The 14385-nt window shown below is 67.1% G+C and carries 15 protein-coding genes and 1 tRNA gene; 5 read left to right on the forward strand and 11 right to left on the reverse strand.

All coding sequences use genetic code 11. From position 1 onward, the window contains the following. Positions 1–60 precede the first annotated feature (60 nt). Positions 61–1188 (forward strand): hypothetical protein, encoded by a 1128-nt coding sequence (locus BN976_RS12710; protein ID WP_036371423.1) that lies wholly within the window; start codon positions 61–63, stop codon positions 1186–1188. A gap of 53 nt (positions 1189–1241) precedes the next feature. On the opposite strand, the gene BN976_RS12715 is transcribed toward BN976_RS12710, so the two are convergent. The 5 genes from BN976_RS12715 to BN976_RS12735 all read right to left on the reverse strand — a co-directional run bounded on the left by BN976_RS12715 (position 1242) and on the right by BN976_RS12735 (position 5565). Further along, positions 1242–1314, reverse strand: a tRNA-Ala gene (locus tag BN976_RS12715). Positions 1315–1362: 48 nt separating this feature from the next. Further along, on the reverse strand, positions 1363–2463 hold the full coding sequence (sepX, locus tag BN976_RS12720; RefSeq protein WP_011781977.1) for a divisome protein SepX/GlpR: 1101 nt from the start codon (positions 2461–2463) through the stop codon (positions 1363–1365). 144 nt (positions 2464–2607) lie between these two features. Continuing rightward, a complete protein-coding gene (locus BN976_RS12725) occupies positions 2608–3261 on the reverse strand; it encodes a GNAT family N-acetyltransferase (protein ID WP_036371424.1) in 654 nt (217 codons plus the stop codon). A gap of 19 nt (positions 3262–3280) precedes the next feature. Beyond that, positions 3281–4567 (reverse strand): molybdotransferase-like divisome protein Glp, encoded by a 1287-nt coding sequence (glp, locus tag BN976_RS12730; RefSeq protein ID WP_011781979.1) that lies wholly within the window; start codon positions 4565–4567, stop codon positions 3281–3283. A 74-nt stretch (positions 4568–4641) separates the two neighbouring features. Beyond that, entirely contained in the window at positions 4642–5565 is a 924-nt protein-coding gene (locus BN976_RS12735; protein WP_011781980.1) for a UTP--glucose-1-phosphate uridylyltransferase, read from the reverse strand. 65 nt (positions 5566–5630) lie between these two features. Here BN976_RS12735 and BN976_RS12740 point away from each other — a divergent pair, with 65 nt between their 5' ends. The 3 genes from BN976_RS12740 to BN976_RS12745 all read left to right on the forward strand — a co-directional run bounded on the left by BN976_RS12740 (position 5631) and on the right by BN976_RS12745 (position 7387). Beyond that, complete coding sequence (locus tag BN976_RS12740; RefSeq protein WP_011781981.1) at positions 5631–6239, forward strand: 5-formyltetrahydrofolate cyclo-ligase; 609 nt, start codon at positions 5631–5633, stop codon at positions 6237–6239. Positions 6240–6312: 73 nt separating this feature from the next. Next, the gene (locus tag BN976_RS32610; protein WP_084182291.1) at positions 6313–6660 is read left to right on the forward strand and encodes an FmdB family zinc ribbon protein; all 348 of its coding nucleotides are present in this window, start codon (positions 6313–6315) and stop codon (positions 6658–6660) included. Positions 6661–6733: 73 nt separating this feature from the next. Next, positions 6734–7387 (forward strand): SAF domain-containing protein, encoded by a 654-nt coding sequence (locus tag BN976_RS12745; protein WP_011781983.1) that lies wholly within the window; start codon positions 6734–6736, stop codon positions 7385–7387. 53 nt (positions 7388–7440) lie between these two features. On the opposite strand, the gene BN976_RS12750 is transcribed toward BN976_RS12745, so the two are convergent. Then, positions 7441–7794: a hypothetical protein gene (locus BN976_RS12750; RefSeq protein ID WP_011781984.1), complete on the reverse strand. Its 354-nt coding sequence runs from the start codon at positions 7792–7794 to the stop codon at positions 7441–7443. A gap of 350 nt (positions 7795–8144) precedes the next feature. On the opposite strand from BN976_RS12750, the gene mscL reads away from it, so the two are divergent. Next, a complete protein-coding gene (gene mscL, locus BN976_RS12755) occupies positions 8145–8579 on the forward strand; it encodes a large-conductance mechanosensitive channel protein MscL (RefSeq protein ID WP_011781985.1) in 435 nt (144 codons plus the stop codon). A gap of 66 nt (positions 8580–8645) precedes the next feature. Here mscL and BN976_RS12760 read toward each other — a convergent pair whose 3' ends face one another. From BN976_RS12760 to BN976_RS12780, 5 genes are all read right to left on the reverse strand, one after another. Continuing rightward, positions 8646–9275, reverse strand: a complete 630-nt coding sequence (locus BN976_RS12760; RefSeq protein ID WP_036371066.1) for a porin MspA — start codon at positions 9273–9275, stop codon at positions 8646–8648. A gap of 719 nt (positions 9276–9994) precedes the next feature. Continuing rightward, on the reverse strand, positions 9995–10522 hold the full coding sequence (locus BN976_RS12765) for a MogA/MoaB family molybdenum cofactor biosynthesis protein (protein WP_011781988.1): 528 nt from the start codon (positions 10520–10522) through the stop codon (positions 9995–9997). Between the two features lie 77 nt (positions 10523–10599). Then, the gene (locus BN976_RS12770; protein ID WP_036371069.1) at positions 10600–11970 is read right to left on the reverse strand and encodes a S1C family serine protease; all 1371 of its coding nucleotides are present in this window, start codon (positions 11968–11970) and stop codon (positions 10600–10602) included. A gap of 240 nt (positions 11971–12210) precedes the next feature. Beyond that, on the reverse strand, positions 12211–13665 hold the full coding sequence (locus tag BN976_RS12775; RefSeq protein WP_036371072.1) for a HAMP domain-containing sensor histidine kinase: 1455 nt from the start codon (positions 13663–13665) through the stop codon (positions 12211–12213). After that, positions 13665–14354: a response regulator transcription factor gene (locus BN976_RS12780; protein WP_036371075.1), complete on the reverse strand. Its 690-nt coding sequence runs from the start codon at positions 14352–14354 to the stop codon at positions 13665–13667. Before BN976_RS12780 ends, BN976_RS12775 begins: the two co-directional genes overlap by 1 nt. Between the last annotated feature and the right edge of the window lie 31 nt (positions 14355–14385).

The raw sequence follows: 14385 nt of genomic DNA on the forward strand, positions 1-14385 counted from the left end.
TATTTCATTCGAAATATCGACCACAGCGGTCCAATATTGGAACATATGAGTGAGGTGAAGATGTACGTGCAGGAATTTCTGGATCGCATCGCCGCCGCCGAACGATTGGTTCGGGAGGCCCCGCACGTGGAGAGCGAAGCCGATCTGCTCGAGGGCTTGCAGTACCTGGCCGGCTGTATCGCAGCCTGCACCCGCCTCGCATTCGACTACGACCGCGACCACCCGTTCCTGCACTCTGGCACAGGACCTTTCACGAAGATGGCCCTCGACAATCCCGACACGTTGTACTTCGGTACCTGGCTCCAGGGAGGCCACGAGTATGTACTCACGGGGCGCCGCGGCACCACAACCGACCTCAGCTTTCAATTGCTCGGCGGCGAGTACACCGAAGACAATGTGCCAGACAACCAGTTCGCCTTTGATGACCGCGAACTCGACCTCGCCGTTGATGGCAGTTTCGAATGGCGATTCACACCGAACAGCGACGCCCAGCTGGTCGTCCGCGAGGTCTACAACGACTGGTCAGCTCAACGAGGCACCATCGCCATTGCGCGCACGGATAGCACCGGTACGGCGCCTCGCACACTCACACCCGAACTGATCGCAATCCGTTACGCGGCTGCGGGCAAGCACCTCACGAGACGTATCAGGACATGGCTCTCGTTCCCTCAGTGGTTCTACCTCAACGTTCCTGTCAACACGTTGACCGCGCCTCGAATAACGCCTGGCGGCCTGGCGACCCAGTACTCCTCGGTAGGGCACTTCGACCTTGGTCCGGGCCGGGCCATGGTGATCACGCTGCCGGCCTCCGACGCCCCCTACCTCGGCTTCCAACTGGGCAGCATGTGGTACATCTCGCTGGACTACATCAATCACCAGACGTCGCTTAACGGCACGCAAGCACAAGTGGACCCCGACGGCATGATCCGGATCGTCGTGGCCCATGAAAGCCCGGGTATTGCGAACTGGGTCGAAACCCTGGGCCATCGACGCGGTTACCTGCAGTTCCGCTGGCAACGGACATCACGCAAGCTCACCGCAGCCGAGGGCCCGATTGCCGAGGTCGTCGACTTCGACGCGATACCGTCCAGATTGCCGTACTTCGGCCACAACACCATCAGCAATGACGACTTCCGAACTCGGATTGCTCTGCGCCAGAATCAAATCGCCAACCGAATGGTGGCGTAACCACCTTGTCGGCAGCCGACGGTTCGATCTTCGAACCCCAGGTCTCGGAAAAGTGGAGCTAAGGGGAATCGAACCCCTGACCTTCTCGATGCGAACGAGACGCGCTACCAACTGCGCTATAGCCCCTAGTGCCGGTACAGGTTATCAGTCACCGGTCACGGGTAGAAATCGGTGCTACTGCCCCGCCGCTCGGGGCAGGTCGTAATGCCGGGAGAACGGCACATAGTCCAGGTGCTCGAACGCCGGATCCTCGTCGTCGATCTCCAACACCGCCGCGCCGGGCCTGCGCAGCCGTGACGGGGTGACGTCGAAATCCCGGTCACTGGTGTTCTCCACGCCCAGCCGCGACCTGGCCATCCGCTGGGCACGGCGACGGCGCACCTGCTCCTCGATACGGGTCTGCCGCCGCAGGTAGGCCAGGTAGAGCGCGGTCACGGTGCCGACCGCGCCGCAGATGTACCACATGGACGGCGACCAGGTGAACGCCGCAACGGCGCTGGCCAGCAGCAGCACCGCCATGACGGCGATGGTGCGGGCACGGAAACGGTACTTGCGGGCCGACACCGCCGCGGCGGTGGTCGACTCGCGGCGCCGGCGCCGGGCGTCGCTGATCGATTCGGCCATGCGCAGATCGGCTTCCGAGGAGTCCCCCTGCTCCGATGCGTCGTCGACGTCCTCGTATTCGCCTTCGGCGTCCTCGTATTCGTCTTCGACGTTTTCGTATTCGTCGTCGATGACCGAGTAGACGCCGGTGTCCTCGGCGGTGTCGCGCTCAGCGCCCTCGGCCACCGCCTCGTCCCGGTCTTCGGGCGCGTCGTCAAGTTCGTCGGCTTCGGCGAAATCCAAAGTGAGCTCGTTGGATTCGGCCGCGACAGATTCGGCCTGCTGCGCGTCGGCGGCAAGCTCCGCAACGGGCTGCGCGCCGGAATCCTCGACCACGTCCACGTCGAGGTAATCGGGCTCGGCGTCGGCCCCGCCGGCAGCGCCGGCGACCATCACCACGGCACGGCTGGGCGCCTTCTCCTCGACGTCATCGAGGTCCTCATCGAGATCGCTGGCGGAGGGACGCCAGTCCGGATCGCTGCGATGCCCGGCCGCGGGACCACCGCGCCGACGCAGCCGCGCACCTGCGCCGCTGTTGAGCACGCGAGTGGCCAGCGCAACGTCACTGGTCCGGCGAACCGCGTCGCGCTTGTTGATCAACATCGGAACAAGCACGAAGAGCCAGAGCACTACGAGCGAGATCCAGAGGAGGGATTGGGGGATGCTTGGCATGACGCCTGCTCCTTTCCCCATCAGGCTAGGTCTGTGACCAGCGCATCCGTGAGCGGCGCGCCGACACAATTACACTCCTGTAATTCGCTGGAGACAAGCACCAAAAGTCACACGTGTCACATTAGTAACAGCGGTCCGCCTCGATCAGGCCCAGGAGGCGCGGCCTGCGCGGACCAACGCCGACGCCGCGGTTCCGTTCAACTCCTCGATCGTGATCGCCACCAGCAGGTGGTCCCGCCAGGCGCCGTCGACATCCAGGTAGCGCTTCAGCAGGCCCTCCTCACGGAATCCCGCCTTTGCCAGCACCGCGCGGCTCGGCCCGTTCTCCGGCCGCACCGTGGCCTCGACGCGGTGCAGCATCACCGGGCCGAAACAGTGATCCAGGCCGAGCGCCAACGCCGCGGTGGCGACTCCCCCGCCGGTCGACCCGCTGGCGACCCAGTATCCGATCCACGCCGACCGCAATGCACCGTGCGTGACATTGCCGATGGTCAACTGCCCGGCGAACTGGCCGTCGAGCTCGATCACGTACGGCAGCATCCGACCCTTGCGGGCCTCCGAACGCAGACCCGAGCACACCGACGGCCATGCCGAAACAGAGTGGCGCAGTTCCCAGTCCATGTCCGTCGACGGTTCCCACGGTTCGAGATGCCCGCGGTCGGCCAACCGGATTCTGCTCCACTGCGCGGCGTCGCGCAGTCGCACCGGGCGCAGCCGGACCACCCCGGCCGGCACCCGCAGCGGGCCGACTGCCAGCGGCCAACCCGGATGCTGCGACCGCGAACTGAGCAGGTTCATCACGGCTGCCATCTCGCGTTCAGCCGCGCTGGGCCAGGAACGCGACGTCGACGATCTCGCCGGTGCGGATCTGTTCCGCCTCGCTGGGCACGATCACCAGACAGTTTGCTTCGGCAAGCGTGGCCAGCAGATGCGACGAGGCCCCCGGCGCCCCGCCGAGCGCCTGCACCAGGTACTCGCCGGTGTCCTGGTCCCGCATCAGCTGCCCGCGCAGGTAACCCTTGCGGCCGGCGACCGAACTGATCGGCGAGAGCGCACGCGCCGGCACGATGCGCCGCGTCGCCTGCCGCTTGCCGAGGGAGAGCCGGATCAGCGGGCGCACCATGACCTCGAACACGACCAGCGCACTGACGGGATTGGCAGGCAACAGAAACACCGGCACACCGTCGGGGCCGAGCTGACCGAAGCCCTGCACCGAACCCGGATGCATCGCGATCCTGGCGACCTCCATATCGCCGAGCCCGGCCAGCACCGAGCGGACAGCCTCGGCGGCGGCCCCACCCACAGCTCCGGCGATGACGACGACCTCGGCGCGGCTGAGTTGGCCCTCGACCACCTCCCGCAACTGCTTGGGGTCGGTCGAGACGATGCCGACACGGTTCACCTCGGCGCCCGCGTCTCGGCCGGCCGCGGCCAGCGCGTAGGAGTTGACGTCGTAGACCTGGCCGTTTCCCGGGGTGCGCGAGATGTCGACAAGCTCACCGCCGACGCACATCACCGACAGCCGGGGCCGCGGATGCACCAGCACCCGCTCGCGGCCGACCGCTGCCAGCAGGCCCACCTGCGCGGCGCCGATGATCGTGCCTGCGCGCACCGCGACGTCGCCGGGTTGCACGTCGTCACCCGTGCGGCGCACATAGGCGCCGGACCGGACCCCGCGCAGCACCGTGACCCGCGAATCACCGCCGTCGGTCCAGCGCAGCGGCAGCACCGCATCTGCGAGCGTGGGCATCGGCGCACCGGTCTGCACGCGCGCGGCCTGCCGGGGTTGCAGCCTGCTCGGCGTCCGTGCGCCGGCCTCGATCAAGCCCATCACCGGCAGACTTATCTCCCGCGGCCGGCTCTCGTCGCGGTCCGATTCACCGTCGAGGCCTGCGTCTTCGTCCGAGCCTCCGATGCCGAGAACATCCACACTGCGGACGGCGTAGCCGTCGATGGCCGCCTGATCGAACCCGGGCATCGGCCGCTCGGTCACGACTTCTTCGGCACACATCAAGCCCTGCGCTTCGGCGATCGCCACGCGCACCGGACGCGGCGCCACCGCGGCAGCAGCTACCCGGGCTTGCTGATCCTCCACCGAACGCACGGCGCGCCTTTCTTCCGTTGCACGGGCTGGCGTCGACCGACTGGCCCGGCGGATGTGCTCGAAATCAGCCGCCGCTACTGTCCGGACGTCGCCGGAGCGAGGCCCAGCCGCTCGACCAACCACCGGCGCAGTTCAGGCCCGTAGTCGTCCCGCTCCAACGCAAAGTCAACCGCAGCCTTCAGGTAGCCTCCGGGATTTCCCAGGTCGTGTCGAGATCCGCGATGGATGACGACATGCACCGGATGGCCTTCCTGGATCAGCAGCGCGATCGCGTCGGTGAGTTGCAGCTCGCCGCCCGCGCCCCGCGGGATGCGCCGCAGCGCATCGAAGATCGCCCGGTCGAGTACGTAGCGTCCGGCCGCCGCGTACAGCGACGGCGCGTCCTCGGGCTTGGGCTTTTCCACCATTCCCTTGACCTTGAGGACGTTGGGGTTGTTCGCGTCGGGAAGGGGTTCCACGTCGATGACGCCGTAGGCGCTGATGTCTTCGCGGTCCACCTCGATCGCGCACAGCACCGAGCCGCCGCGCTTGGCGCGCACCTTCGACATCGTCTCCAATACCCCGGTCGGCAGCACGAGATCGTCGGGCAACAACACCGCGATCGCGTCTTCGTCGGGCGCCAGGCTGGCTTCGACACAGCTGATCGCGTGGCCCAGGCCCAGAGGTTCGGCCTGCACGACGGACTCGACCTTGATCAGCGCGGGCGCCCGCCGCACCTTCTCCAGCATCGTCTTCTTGCCGCGGGCCTCCAGCGTGCCCTCCAGCACCAGGTCCTCGACGAAGTGGGCGACGACGCCGTCCTTGCCCTCGGAGGTCACGATGATCAGACGTTCGGCGCCGGCCTCGGCCGCCTCGGCGGCGACCAACTCGATGCCGGGTGTGTCGACGACTGGCAGCAACTCCTTCGGCACCGTCTTCGTGGCGGGAAGAAATCGCGTTCCCAGCCCAGCCGCCGGGACGACCGCCGTCCGCGGAATGGGTACTTCAGCCCGATTCATCGTTCACACACTAACCTCTCTGGGTCGGTTGTTCTTTTCTTACCCGTCGTTTCGAGGACTAGTCGGTGGCGTTGACCAAAGCCCAGGTGCGTGCCGAAATTCTCACTGCCCGGCGCTCATTGACTCAGCAACAACACGACCGGGAGGCGGCACAACTGGCCGCCCACCTGAAGGCGTTGATCGCCCCTGGAACAGTGGTGTGCGCCTTCATTCCGGTGGGCTCGGAGCCGGGTTCGATCGCCATGGTCGACGACCTCGTGCACCGGGGCGTCGAGGTGCTGCTTCCGGTGGCACGCGAAGACATCGACGGCACCCCGTTGCCGATTCGCTGGGGGCCGCACACCCCCGGCGCCGTGGCGAAGGCCCCGTTCGGCCTCCGCGAACCGCACCCGCCCTGGCTACCCCCCGAGGCGGTGGGGCGGGCCTCGGTCGTGTTGGTCCCCGCCCTCGCCGTCGACCGGTCCGGCGCACGGCTGGGCCGCGGGGCCGGCTTCTATGACAGGACGTTGCCACTGGCGGACGCGGACGCGTGGTTGGTCGCGGTGGTGCGCGACGACGAGGTCGTCGATCACCTGCCGTCGGAGCCCCACGACGTGCGGATGACCCATGCGCTCACCCCGCAGAAGGGGTTGGTCGCGCTGGGGCCCGAGGCCGGCCCCTCGGGCCGGGAATGAGCCGGGCCAGCTGGCGGTTCTAGCACTTGACCCGGTAGAGTGCTAAGCAGTTTTGACCGCCTCGGAGGTAGCTGTGCCCACCTATTCCTATGCGTGCACCGATTGCAGCAACAAGTTCGATGTGGTGCAGGCGTTCACGGATGACTCGCTGACCGATTGCCCGCAGTGCGACGGTCGGCTGCGCAAGGTATTCGGCAAAGTCGGCGTGGTCTTCAAGGGCAGCGGCTTCTACCGCACCGACAGCCGGGAGTCCGGGAAGAGCTCGATTCCGTCGGGCGGCTCGGGCGCGTCAGACTCTTCCGGGTCGTCAGGATCCTCAGGTGCTTCGGGGTCGTCCGGCTCGTCGGACAAGTCCAGCTCGTCGGACAAGTCCTCGACGTCGAGCAGCGCCGCGGCGCCGGCCACCGCTACGTCCAGCTGACGCGACGGCCCGTTATCCACAGCCGGGGAATCCGCTGCTGACCTCACCCCGCTGCGCTTCTTAGCGTGTACGCATGGGGCATTCGCTGGACCCGACGGCGCTCGATCGTCTGGGCCGTGTGTTGCGGCCCGACTGGACCCGCACACCCACCGCCCGCCGCGTCGTCGCCGGCGCACTCGTGGTCCTGGCCGGCGTCGCGGCCTGGCGCGGTGACCCGCAGGCCGAGCAATCCGACGTGGTGGTGACGCTCCACGACCTGTCCCCCGGTGCCGAGATCACCGCGGCCGACGTGCGGGTGGAGACGCGCTCCGCATCGACCGTCCCGGAGGGCGCCCACTCGGACGTCGACGCCGTCGTCGGCGCGACATTGGCAGGGCCCACCCGCCGCGGTGAGATCGTCACCGATGTCCGACTGCTGAGCTCCCGCCTCGCCGAATCCGCGGCAGGCCCCGATGCGCGGATCGTGCCGATCCCGCTGGCCGACGCCGCGCTGACTGACCTGGTGCGGGCCGGAGACGTCGTTGACATCGTGGCGGGCCCCGCCGACGAAGCGGGTGCGGCGCGGCTGATCGCGACGGACGCGGTGGTGGTGCTGGTCTCGGCCGAGCAGAATGGTGTCGGCTCGCGCAGTGGCGGCCGGATTGTCCTCGTGGCTCTGGCCGCGACGGCCGCCAAAGCCGTCGCCGGCGCCACCCTCGTGGAGCCGGTCACGCTGACCCTGCACTAGACAAACAAATACCGCCCCCGGAGAGAATCCGGGGGCGGCATTTGAAAGTCAGATCACCAGTCGCCGATACCGGGGCCGACCGGCCACTCACCCTCGAACGCGGAGGAGGTGGTTCCCACGACGGCCTTGACTCCGTCGCGGACCTCGCCGAAGGCATTGATGATGCCGGCGTCCGCGACGCGCGACTCGGAAATGCCGCGCGCGACACCGAAGTCGTTGATCCGGACCACCGAGAACTCCGTCGCCTGCCGGCTGGTGACCGTAGGGCCGGGGCCGATCTCTTCGACGTCCGCACCGGCCGTTCCACTACCGAGTCCGGCGAAAGCTGTGGCCACGGCGAACGAGCCCAGGCCCAGAACACCCAGCTTCTTCGAACTACGGGTGGGCGCTTTGGCGTGCTTAGCCATCAGCATTCCCTTCGATAGATGGACACAAGTGTCCTGATTGCGTTTTTCAAGCTTCCACAGACTAGCAGTCGGGGCCGCGTCCCGCGCACTGAGCGAGCGATTCATAAGGTGGCGGATTCCCGTAGTTTCGCGACGTTTATCCACGTCGCGTCCGACACGGATCGTCCCACCGGCACCCACCCGGGAAACCGCCCAATTCCCGATGGCGCCAACGCCTTTGACACCTGCCGACGATCTACGGGTGCTGACGGCCTGATCCTCGGGATTCTCCCAGTCTCCCCACAGCCAGGCCGCACGCGTTAAGTTTCGGGAACCCGGCACCACACGCTGAAACGAAAGGGTCGACGTTCATGTTGAAGGGGTTCAAAGAGTTCATCTCGCGAGGAAATGTCATCGATCTTGCGGTCGCGGTTGTCATCGGCGCCGCGTTCACCGGACTGGTGACCGCGTTCACCGAGAATGTCATCCAGCCGCTGATCGACCGGATCGGTGCGGGTCCTGACGCGGAGTACGGAATCCTGCGAATTCCGTTGGGTGGGGATCAGTTCGTCGACCTGAACGCGGTGCTGTCGGCCGCCGTCAACTTCCTCATCGTGGCCGCGGTCATCTACTTCGTCATCGTCGTGCCGTTCAAGAAGCTCAAGGAGCGGGACAAGAAGGTCGAGTCGACGGAGACCGAGCTGACGCTTCTGACCGAAATCCGCGATCTTCTGCGCGACAACGCCGCCGACGCTGCGACGGGCCGACACGGCGGTACCGGCCCCCAGTCCCACGCCGACGAATGAGACGGTCCACTGGATACGAAATGGCCCCCGGCTCGTCGCCGGGGGCCATTTCTGTAGAGCCTTGGGTCAGTTCATGTTCCAGGGCGCGCCGTAGGTGGTGACGCTGTCACCGGTCGACGAGATCAGGCGGGCGAACGGACGCAGCAGCACACCACCGGCAGCACCGGTCACCGTGCCGTGGGCGTTGGACACCGCCACCGAGCCACCGGGGCCGGCGACATCGACGGAGAAGGTCGCGACCTCCTGGATACCCGGGCCGTTACCCAGGTCAGCCGAGATCGACACACCCGGGAACAGCGGCGGGGTCACGATGCTGTCAGCCAGGTTGCCGTCCAGGCCCCAGCCGTCGAACGCGATGTTCGGGGTGGTGTAGCTGAAGTTGATGCCCACACCCAGCGACCACGGGAAGCCGACCTGGTAGCCCAGCTCCAGCGTGCCCTCGAAATCGTCGGCACCCTCGCCGGCCACGATGTAGGTCGCCTTGCCGGAGTGGAACCACTCACGGGTCAGACGGTTACGGTCCAGCGGAAAAACGCCGTTGAGGAACGTGTCCCACTGCTGGACGGTCAACGTCCGGCCCTGACCGTCGACCAGGCTCAACTCATTGTCCAGCCCTGCGTGAGAGGTGCCAGTGCTCACGAACAACGCTGCGATGGACGCCACCACCGCGATCAGCACCCGACTGATTGCCTTCATCTTCTCCCTAGCTCTGTCGTACGAAGTCCCGGTCGGGGCTTCGTAGTGTCCGTGCCTGGCTCTACCGCTACACCACACACCTCGCAAGAGGATCATGTGAGGGGAATTAAAAACCTCACATGTCGGTCTTACGATTCACTCATCGTTGACACGAGGAACATAACGGGGGGGCATCAGACCGGCAACGCGTAGCCCCGGTGGTACAAAACGGGACGCAACGCCGCGCGTCGTTTGCTGAGGTATCCCCGACGGCCGCTGACCCCTTCCGTGCGACGACGGAGTGTGGTCGGAGAGAACGTCGCAGATTGTGACCCCGCACCGACGTATTCGTCGACGGTGAGGCAACCGTTACGGGATGCACCTGGTGGTGCTACTGCGAAATCACAGGTCAGTCATGGTGAGGCGGGACGTTGTCCCGCAGCCAGCGATCACGCTCGGCGTCGTCGCCCGGCGAGACCGGGTCCCGCTCATCAGCCGTTACCTCGGGTAATGCGTCACCGAAGACCCTGTTAACTAGGTCTCGCGGCCGCTTCGGAAGCTGTGTCACAGCGCGACTCCAGTGTGACTAAGATCACACTTTACACACACTTGCCGTTCACCTGCGCGTAACACTGCAGGTCGCCCGCTGTTACAGCAACGCCGATCGGCGCGGGGCAGTAAGTGCTGCCACCGCGCCATCGCGCCCACGTTTCGGGTAAACGTCAGCGTGAACAAGCCGCTTAGATCTCCAAACTGGATAGCTGAGCGATGACCTGACCCGCCAGCGGGCCCAGGGTGGCCATGCCGTCGCGGACCGCTGCGCGGGAGCCGGCGAGGTTGACCACCAGAGTGCTGCCGGAGATGCCGGCCAAGCCGCGGGAGACGCCGGCATCGATGATGCCCGCCGAGAGCCCGGACGCCCGCAGCGCCTCCGCGATCCCCAACAGTTCTCTATCGAGAAGCTCCCGGGTCGACTCCGGCGTGACGTCGCGCGGCGTCACGCCGGTGCCGCCGACGGACACGACCAGGTCGACGCCGCCGATGACGGCGGTGTTCAGTGCGTTGCGGATCTCCACCTCGTCGGAGGACACCACGACCACGCCGTCGACAACGAATCCGGCCTCGCCGAGCAGTTCGGTGACCAGCGGGCCGCTGTGGTCCTCTTCGTCGCCGTGGGCGGTGCGGTCATCGACGACCACGACCAACGCACGACCGACCAACGCTTGAGGCTGTTCCATGAGCTCAACCGTATATCTCGGCGCAGTCATCGGTGCAGCCACACGGGGCCGAATGTCGCCGCCGGGGCGGCTACCCCGGTCCGGACGATCCTGCCCGGCGGCCAGCCTCACTGGCCGGCCTTGCCGAGCGTGACGTCCAGCGACTGCGACTTGCCCGCCGGATCGAGGTAGGTCAGCGTCACCTTGTCACCGGGCGCCTTGGACCGCACCGCGGCCACCAACGCGTCCGCACTGTTGATCAGCCGGTCGTCGACCTTGGTGACGATCACGCCGCTGGGCAGTCCCGCGGCCGACGCCGCCCCGCCTGCGGTGACCTCGACGATCTTGGCGCCGTCGACGCCGGCCTCGTTGCCGACCTGGACGCCCAGCGAGGCGCGCGACGCGGAGCCGGTCTGGATGATCTCGTCGGCGATCCGCTTGGCCTGGTCGACCGGGATCGCGAAGCCCAGACCGATCGAACCGCCCTGCTGTGCGCCCGCGTCGGCACCCATCGTGGCGATCGCCGAGTTGATGCCGACCAGTTCGCCGTTCATGTTGACCAGAGCCCCGCCGGAGTTACCGGGGTTGATCGCGGCATCGGTCTGGATGGCGTCGAGCACGGTGTTCTGGTTGCGCGCGTCGCCGCCGGCGGCCACCGGCCGGTTCAGCGCGCTGATGATGCCGGTGGTGACGGTGCCCTCCAGCCCGAGCGGTGAGCCGATGGCGACCACGTCCTGGCCGACCCGCAGATCTGCCGAGGACCCGACGGTGATGGGGGTAAGGCCGGACACGTTCTGGGCGCGGACCACCGCGATGTCACTGCTGGGGTCGGCGCCGATCACCGTGAACGGTGCGGTCTTGCCGTCGGCGAAGGTGACCTTGGTCTTCGCCGGGCCTCCGGGTTCGCCCGCGGCACCTGCGGCGGTGGCGACGACGTGGTTGTTGGTCAGGATCAGCCCGTCGGTCGACAGGATCACCCCGGAGCCCTCCTCCGATGCCCGGCCCTGGCTGACCTCGAGCTTGACCACGCTGGGCACCACCGCGGCGGCCACCGCCTCCACCGAACCCGCCGGCACGCTCGCGGCGGGCATGCCGGGCGCCGCGCCTGACGCGCTGATGCCCGGGACGCCGTGGTCGGGGTGCACCAGCATCGCGACGCCGCCACCGATACCCCCGGAGACAAGTGCGACCGCGACCGCGCCGGCAGCCAAAGCCGTTGCACGGGAGCCCTTCCGAGGCTGCCGCGGAGGGGTCACAGGCACACCGGGGCGCGGGTGGTGACCGGGACCGGACGGCATGGGAGCGCCGGCATACGGATCGTAGGGCGCCCGGAACGCCTGGCGCTGCTGCTCGGTGGCGTACCGCCAATCCCAACCGCCGCTACCCTGCTGCTCGTAGGACCCCGTCCGCGGTCCAGCATGACCGGGGGGCACCTGCCCGGGATATCCGGACTGGCGACCCGGTTGCGGAGTCGGCGAGTAACTGGGCTGGTTCGTCATGTCGCTGCAGTGCTCTTCCTGGAGTCGGTGTCGTCACTTGGAACAACGAAGGTTGCTAGCTCAGCGTGCCCAAACGGGCTGAGAATCGGCTTAGAGAAGGATTTCCATTCCGACAACATTCGAGCGCACCCCCTGCCGCGTCCCTGTGGAAGACCCTGTCAGTGTCCGTGTCAAGGCCCCTGTCAATCATCACCAACGGTGCTCACGAACACGCCCGTGAAGCACCCCGCGTGTCGCGATCTACCGCTCGGCCTCGTCGGAGCCGGCCGGGGAGGGGCGTCCGGGCAGCACCACGTGCATGGCCGTGCCGGGGGGTGTGCCGCCGGGCACTGTGTCCTCGATGCGCAGCGTGCCGCCGTGCTTGAGCACCACCTGCTTGACGATCGCCAGCCCGAGCCCGGATCCCGGCATGCTTCTGGCCGAGGTCGACCGGAAGAACCGTTCGAAGACCAGTGCGCGTTCCTGCGGGGGAATCCCGGGACCGCGGTCGGAGACCACCAGCTCGGCGTGCAGTGCGTCGATCTGAGTGAGGCCGACGCCGACCCGTCCGCCCGGCGGGCTCCATTTCGCGGCGTTGTCGAGCAGGTTGAGCACGGCACGGCCCAACCCCGCCGCATCGCCGTAGACCTGCCACGGCGTGACCGCGACGTCGAACTGGATGTCGTTGCGGCGCCTGCGAACCCGCTCCAGCGAGCGATCGATGACCTCGGTGATCTCGACCGTCTCGTGGACCGCGTTGCCTGCGTCGTCGCGCGTGAGATCCACCAGATCGCCGACGAGCGTGGACATCTCCTCGATCTGGGCGATGACATCGGTGCGCAGCTCCGCCATGTCCTCTTCGGGGATCCGCGGCGCGCCGGGCTTCATCGACTCCATGAGCAGTTCGACGTTGGTGCGCAGCGACGTAAGCGGGGTGCGAAGTTCGTGGCCCGCATCGGTCACCAGACGTGCCTGACGCTCCCGGGATTCGGCGAGTGCCCGCAGCATCATGTTGAAAGTCTCGGTGAGACGGGCGAGTTCGTCATTACCGATGACCGGTATCGGGCGTAGGTCGTCGGTGCGGGCGACGCGTTCGGCGGCCTGCGTCAGTCGGCCCACCGGCCGCAGGCCCGCGCTGGCGACCATGCCACCGGCGATCGCGGCGACGGCCACACCGAGCCCACCGACGATGAGCAGAACGGTGCCGAGCCTTTTCAGCACCTTCCCGGTCGGGACCAGGCTCTTGGAGAGCAGCAACGTATTGCCGCTGGCGAGTTGGATGGCGAGAACCCGCTGATGTTCGACGGTGCGCAACGACAACACCAGCGTGCCGTCCATCACGTCCTGCTCGGGCGGACCCACGGGCAGCGTCTGCCCCTGCTGGTTGGCGGTGTACTTGCTGCGGCCGGGGATGTAGAACATCGCGTTCATGTCCGAATACGCGGTGCCCTCGATGGCCTTGCCGGGGTCGACATCCAGTGAACGGCTCTCGATGAGCATCTGCGCGCGGCTGCGGAGCTGGTTGTCGATGTCGTCGTAGAGCGCCCGCGAGACCACCGCATACACGGCGACCGCCATCAGCACGACGGAGATCACCACCATCGACATCGCCAGCAGCATCACCCGCCATCTCAGCGACACCGAACTGGCCGGGTGGGTGGGCGCAGGCGGGCCTGGGGGTTGCCCGGGCCACCGCCCGGCGTTGTCGGCAGCCATCAGGGCGGTGTCTCACGCAGCACGTATCCCACGCCCCGCACCGTGTGGATGAGCCGCGGCTCGCCTTCTGCCTCTGTCTTTCTGCGCAGATAGCCGACGTAGACCTCGAGAGCGTTGCCCGATGTGGGGAAGTCGAAGCCCCACACCTCTTCCAGAATCCTGCTTCGGGTCAACACCCGTCGCGGGTTGGCGATCAGCATCTCCAGCAGCGAGAACTCGGTGCGGGTCAGGCTGATCGGCCGGTCGCCGCGGGTCACCTCTCGGGTGACGGGGTCCAGGGACAGGTCCGAGAACGTCATCGCCGCCGACTCACCTTCCCCGTCGTCGGGGGTGGTGCGACGCAGCAACGCGCGCATCCGGGCGAGCAACTCTTCCAGCGCGAACGGCTTCGGCAGGTAGTCGTCGGCCCCGGCGTCCAGACCGGCGACCCGCTCCGACACCGAATCACGCGCGGTCAGAACCAGGATCGGAAGGTCGTCACCGGTGCTGCGGAGCTGGCGGCAGACCTCGAGGCCGTCGAGCCTGGGCATCATCACGTCGAGCACGACCGCGTCGGGCCGATCGCTGGCTATCAGATCGAGAGCTTCACGGCCGTCCTGGGCCAGCTCCACCGAATAACCATTGAACGACAGCGAGCGGCGCAGGGATTCGCGCACCGCGCGATCGTCATCAACGACAAGAATGCGCACTGGCACAGTCTCAACCCGATGTCTGAGAGTG

The sequence above is a fragment of the Mycolicibacterium austroafricanum genome (assembly GCF_000612725.1).
Classification (GTDB): domain Bacteria; phylum Actinomycetota; class Actinomycetes; order Mycobacteriales; family Mycobacteriaceae; genus Mycobacterium; species Mycobacterium austroafricanum.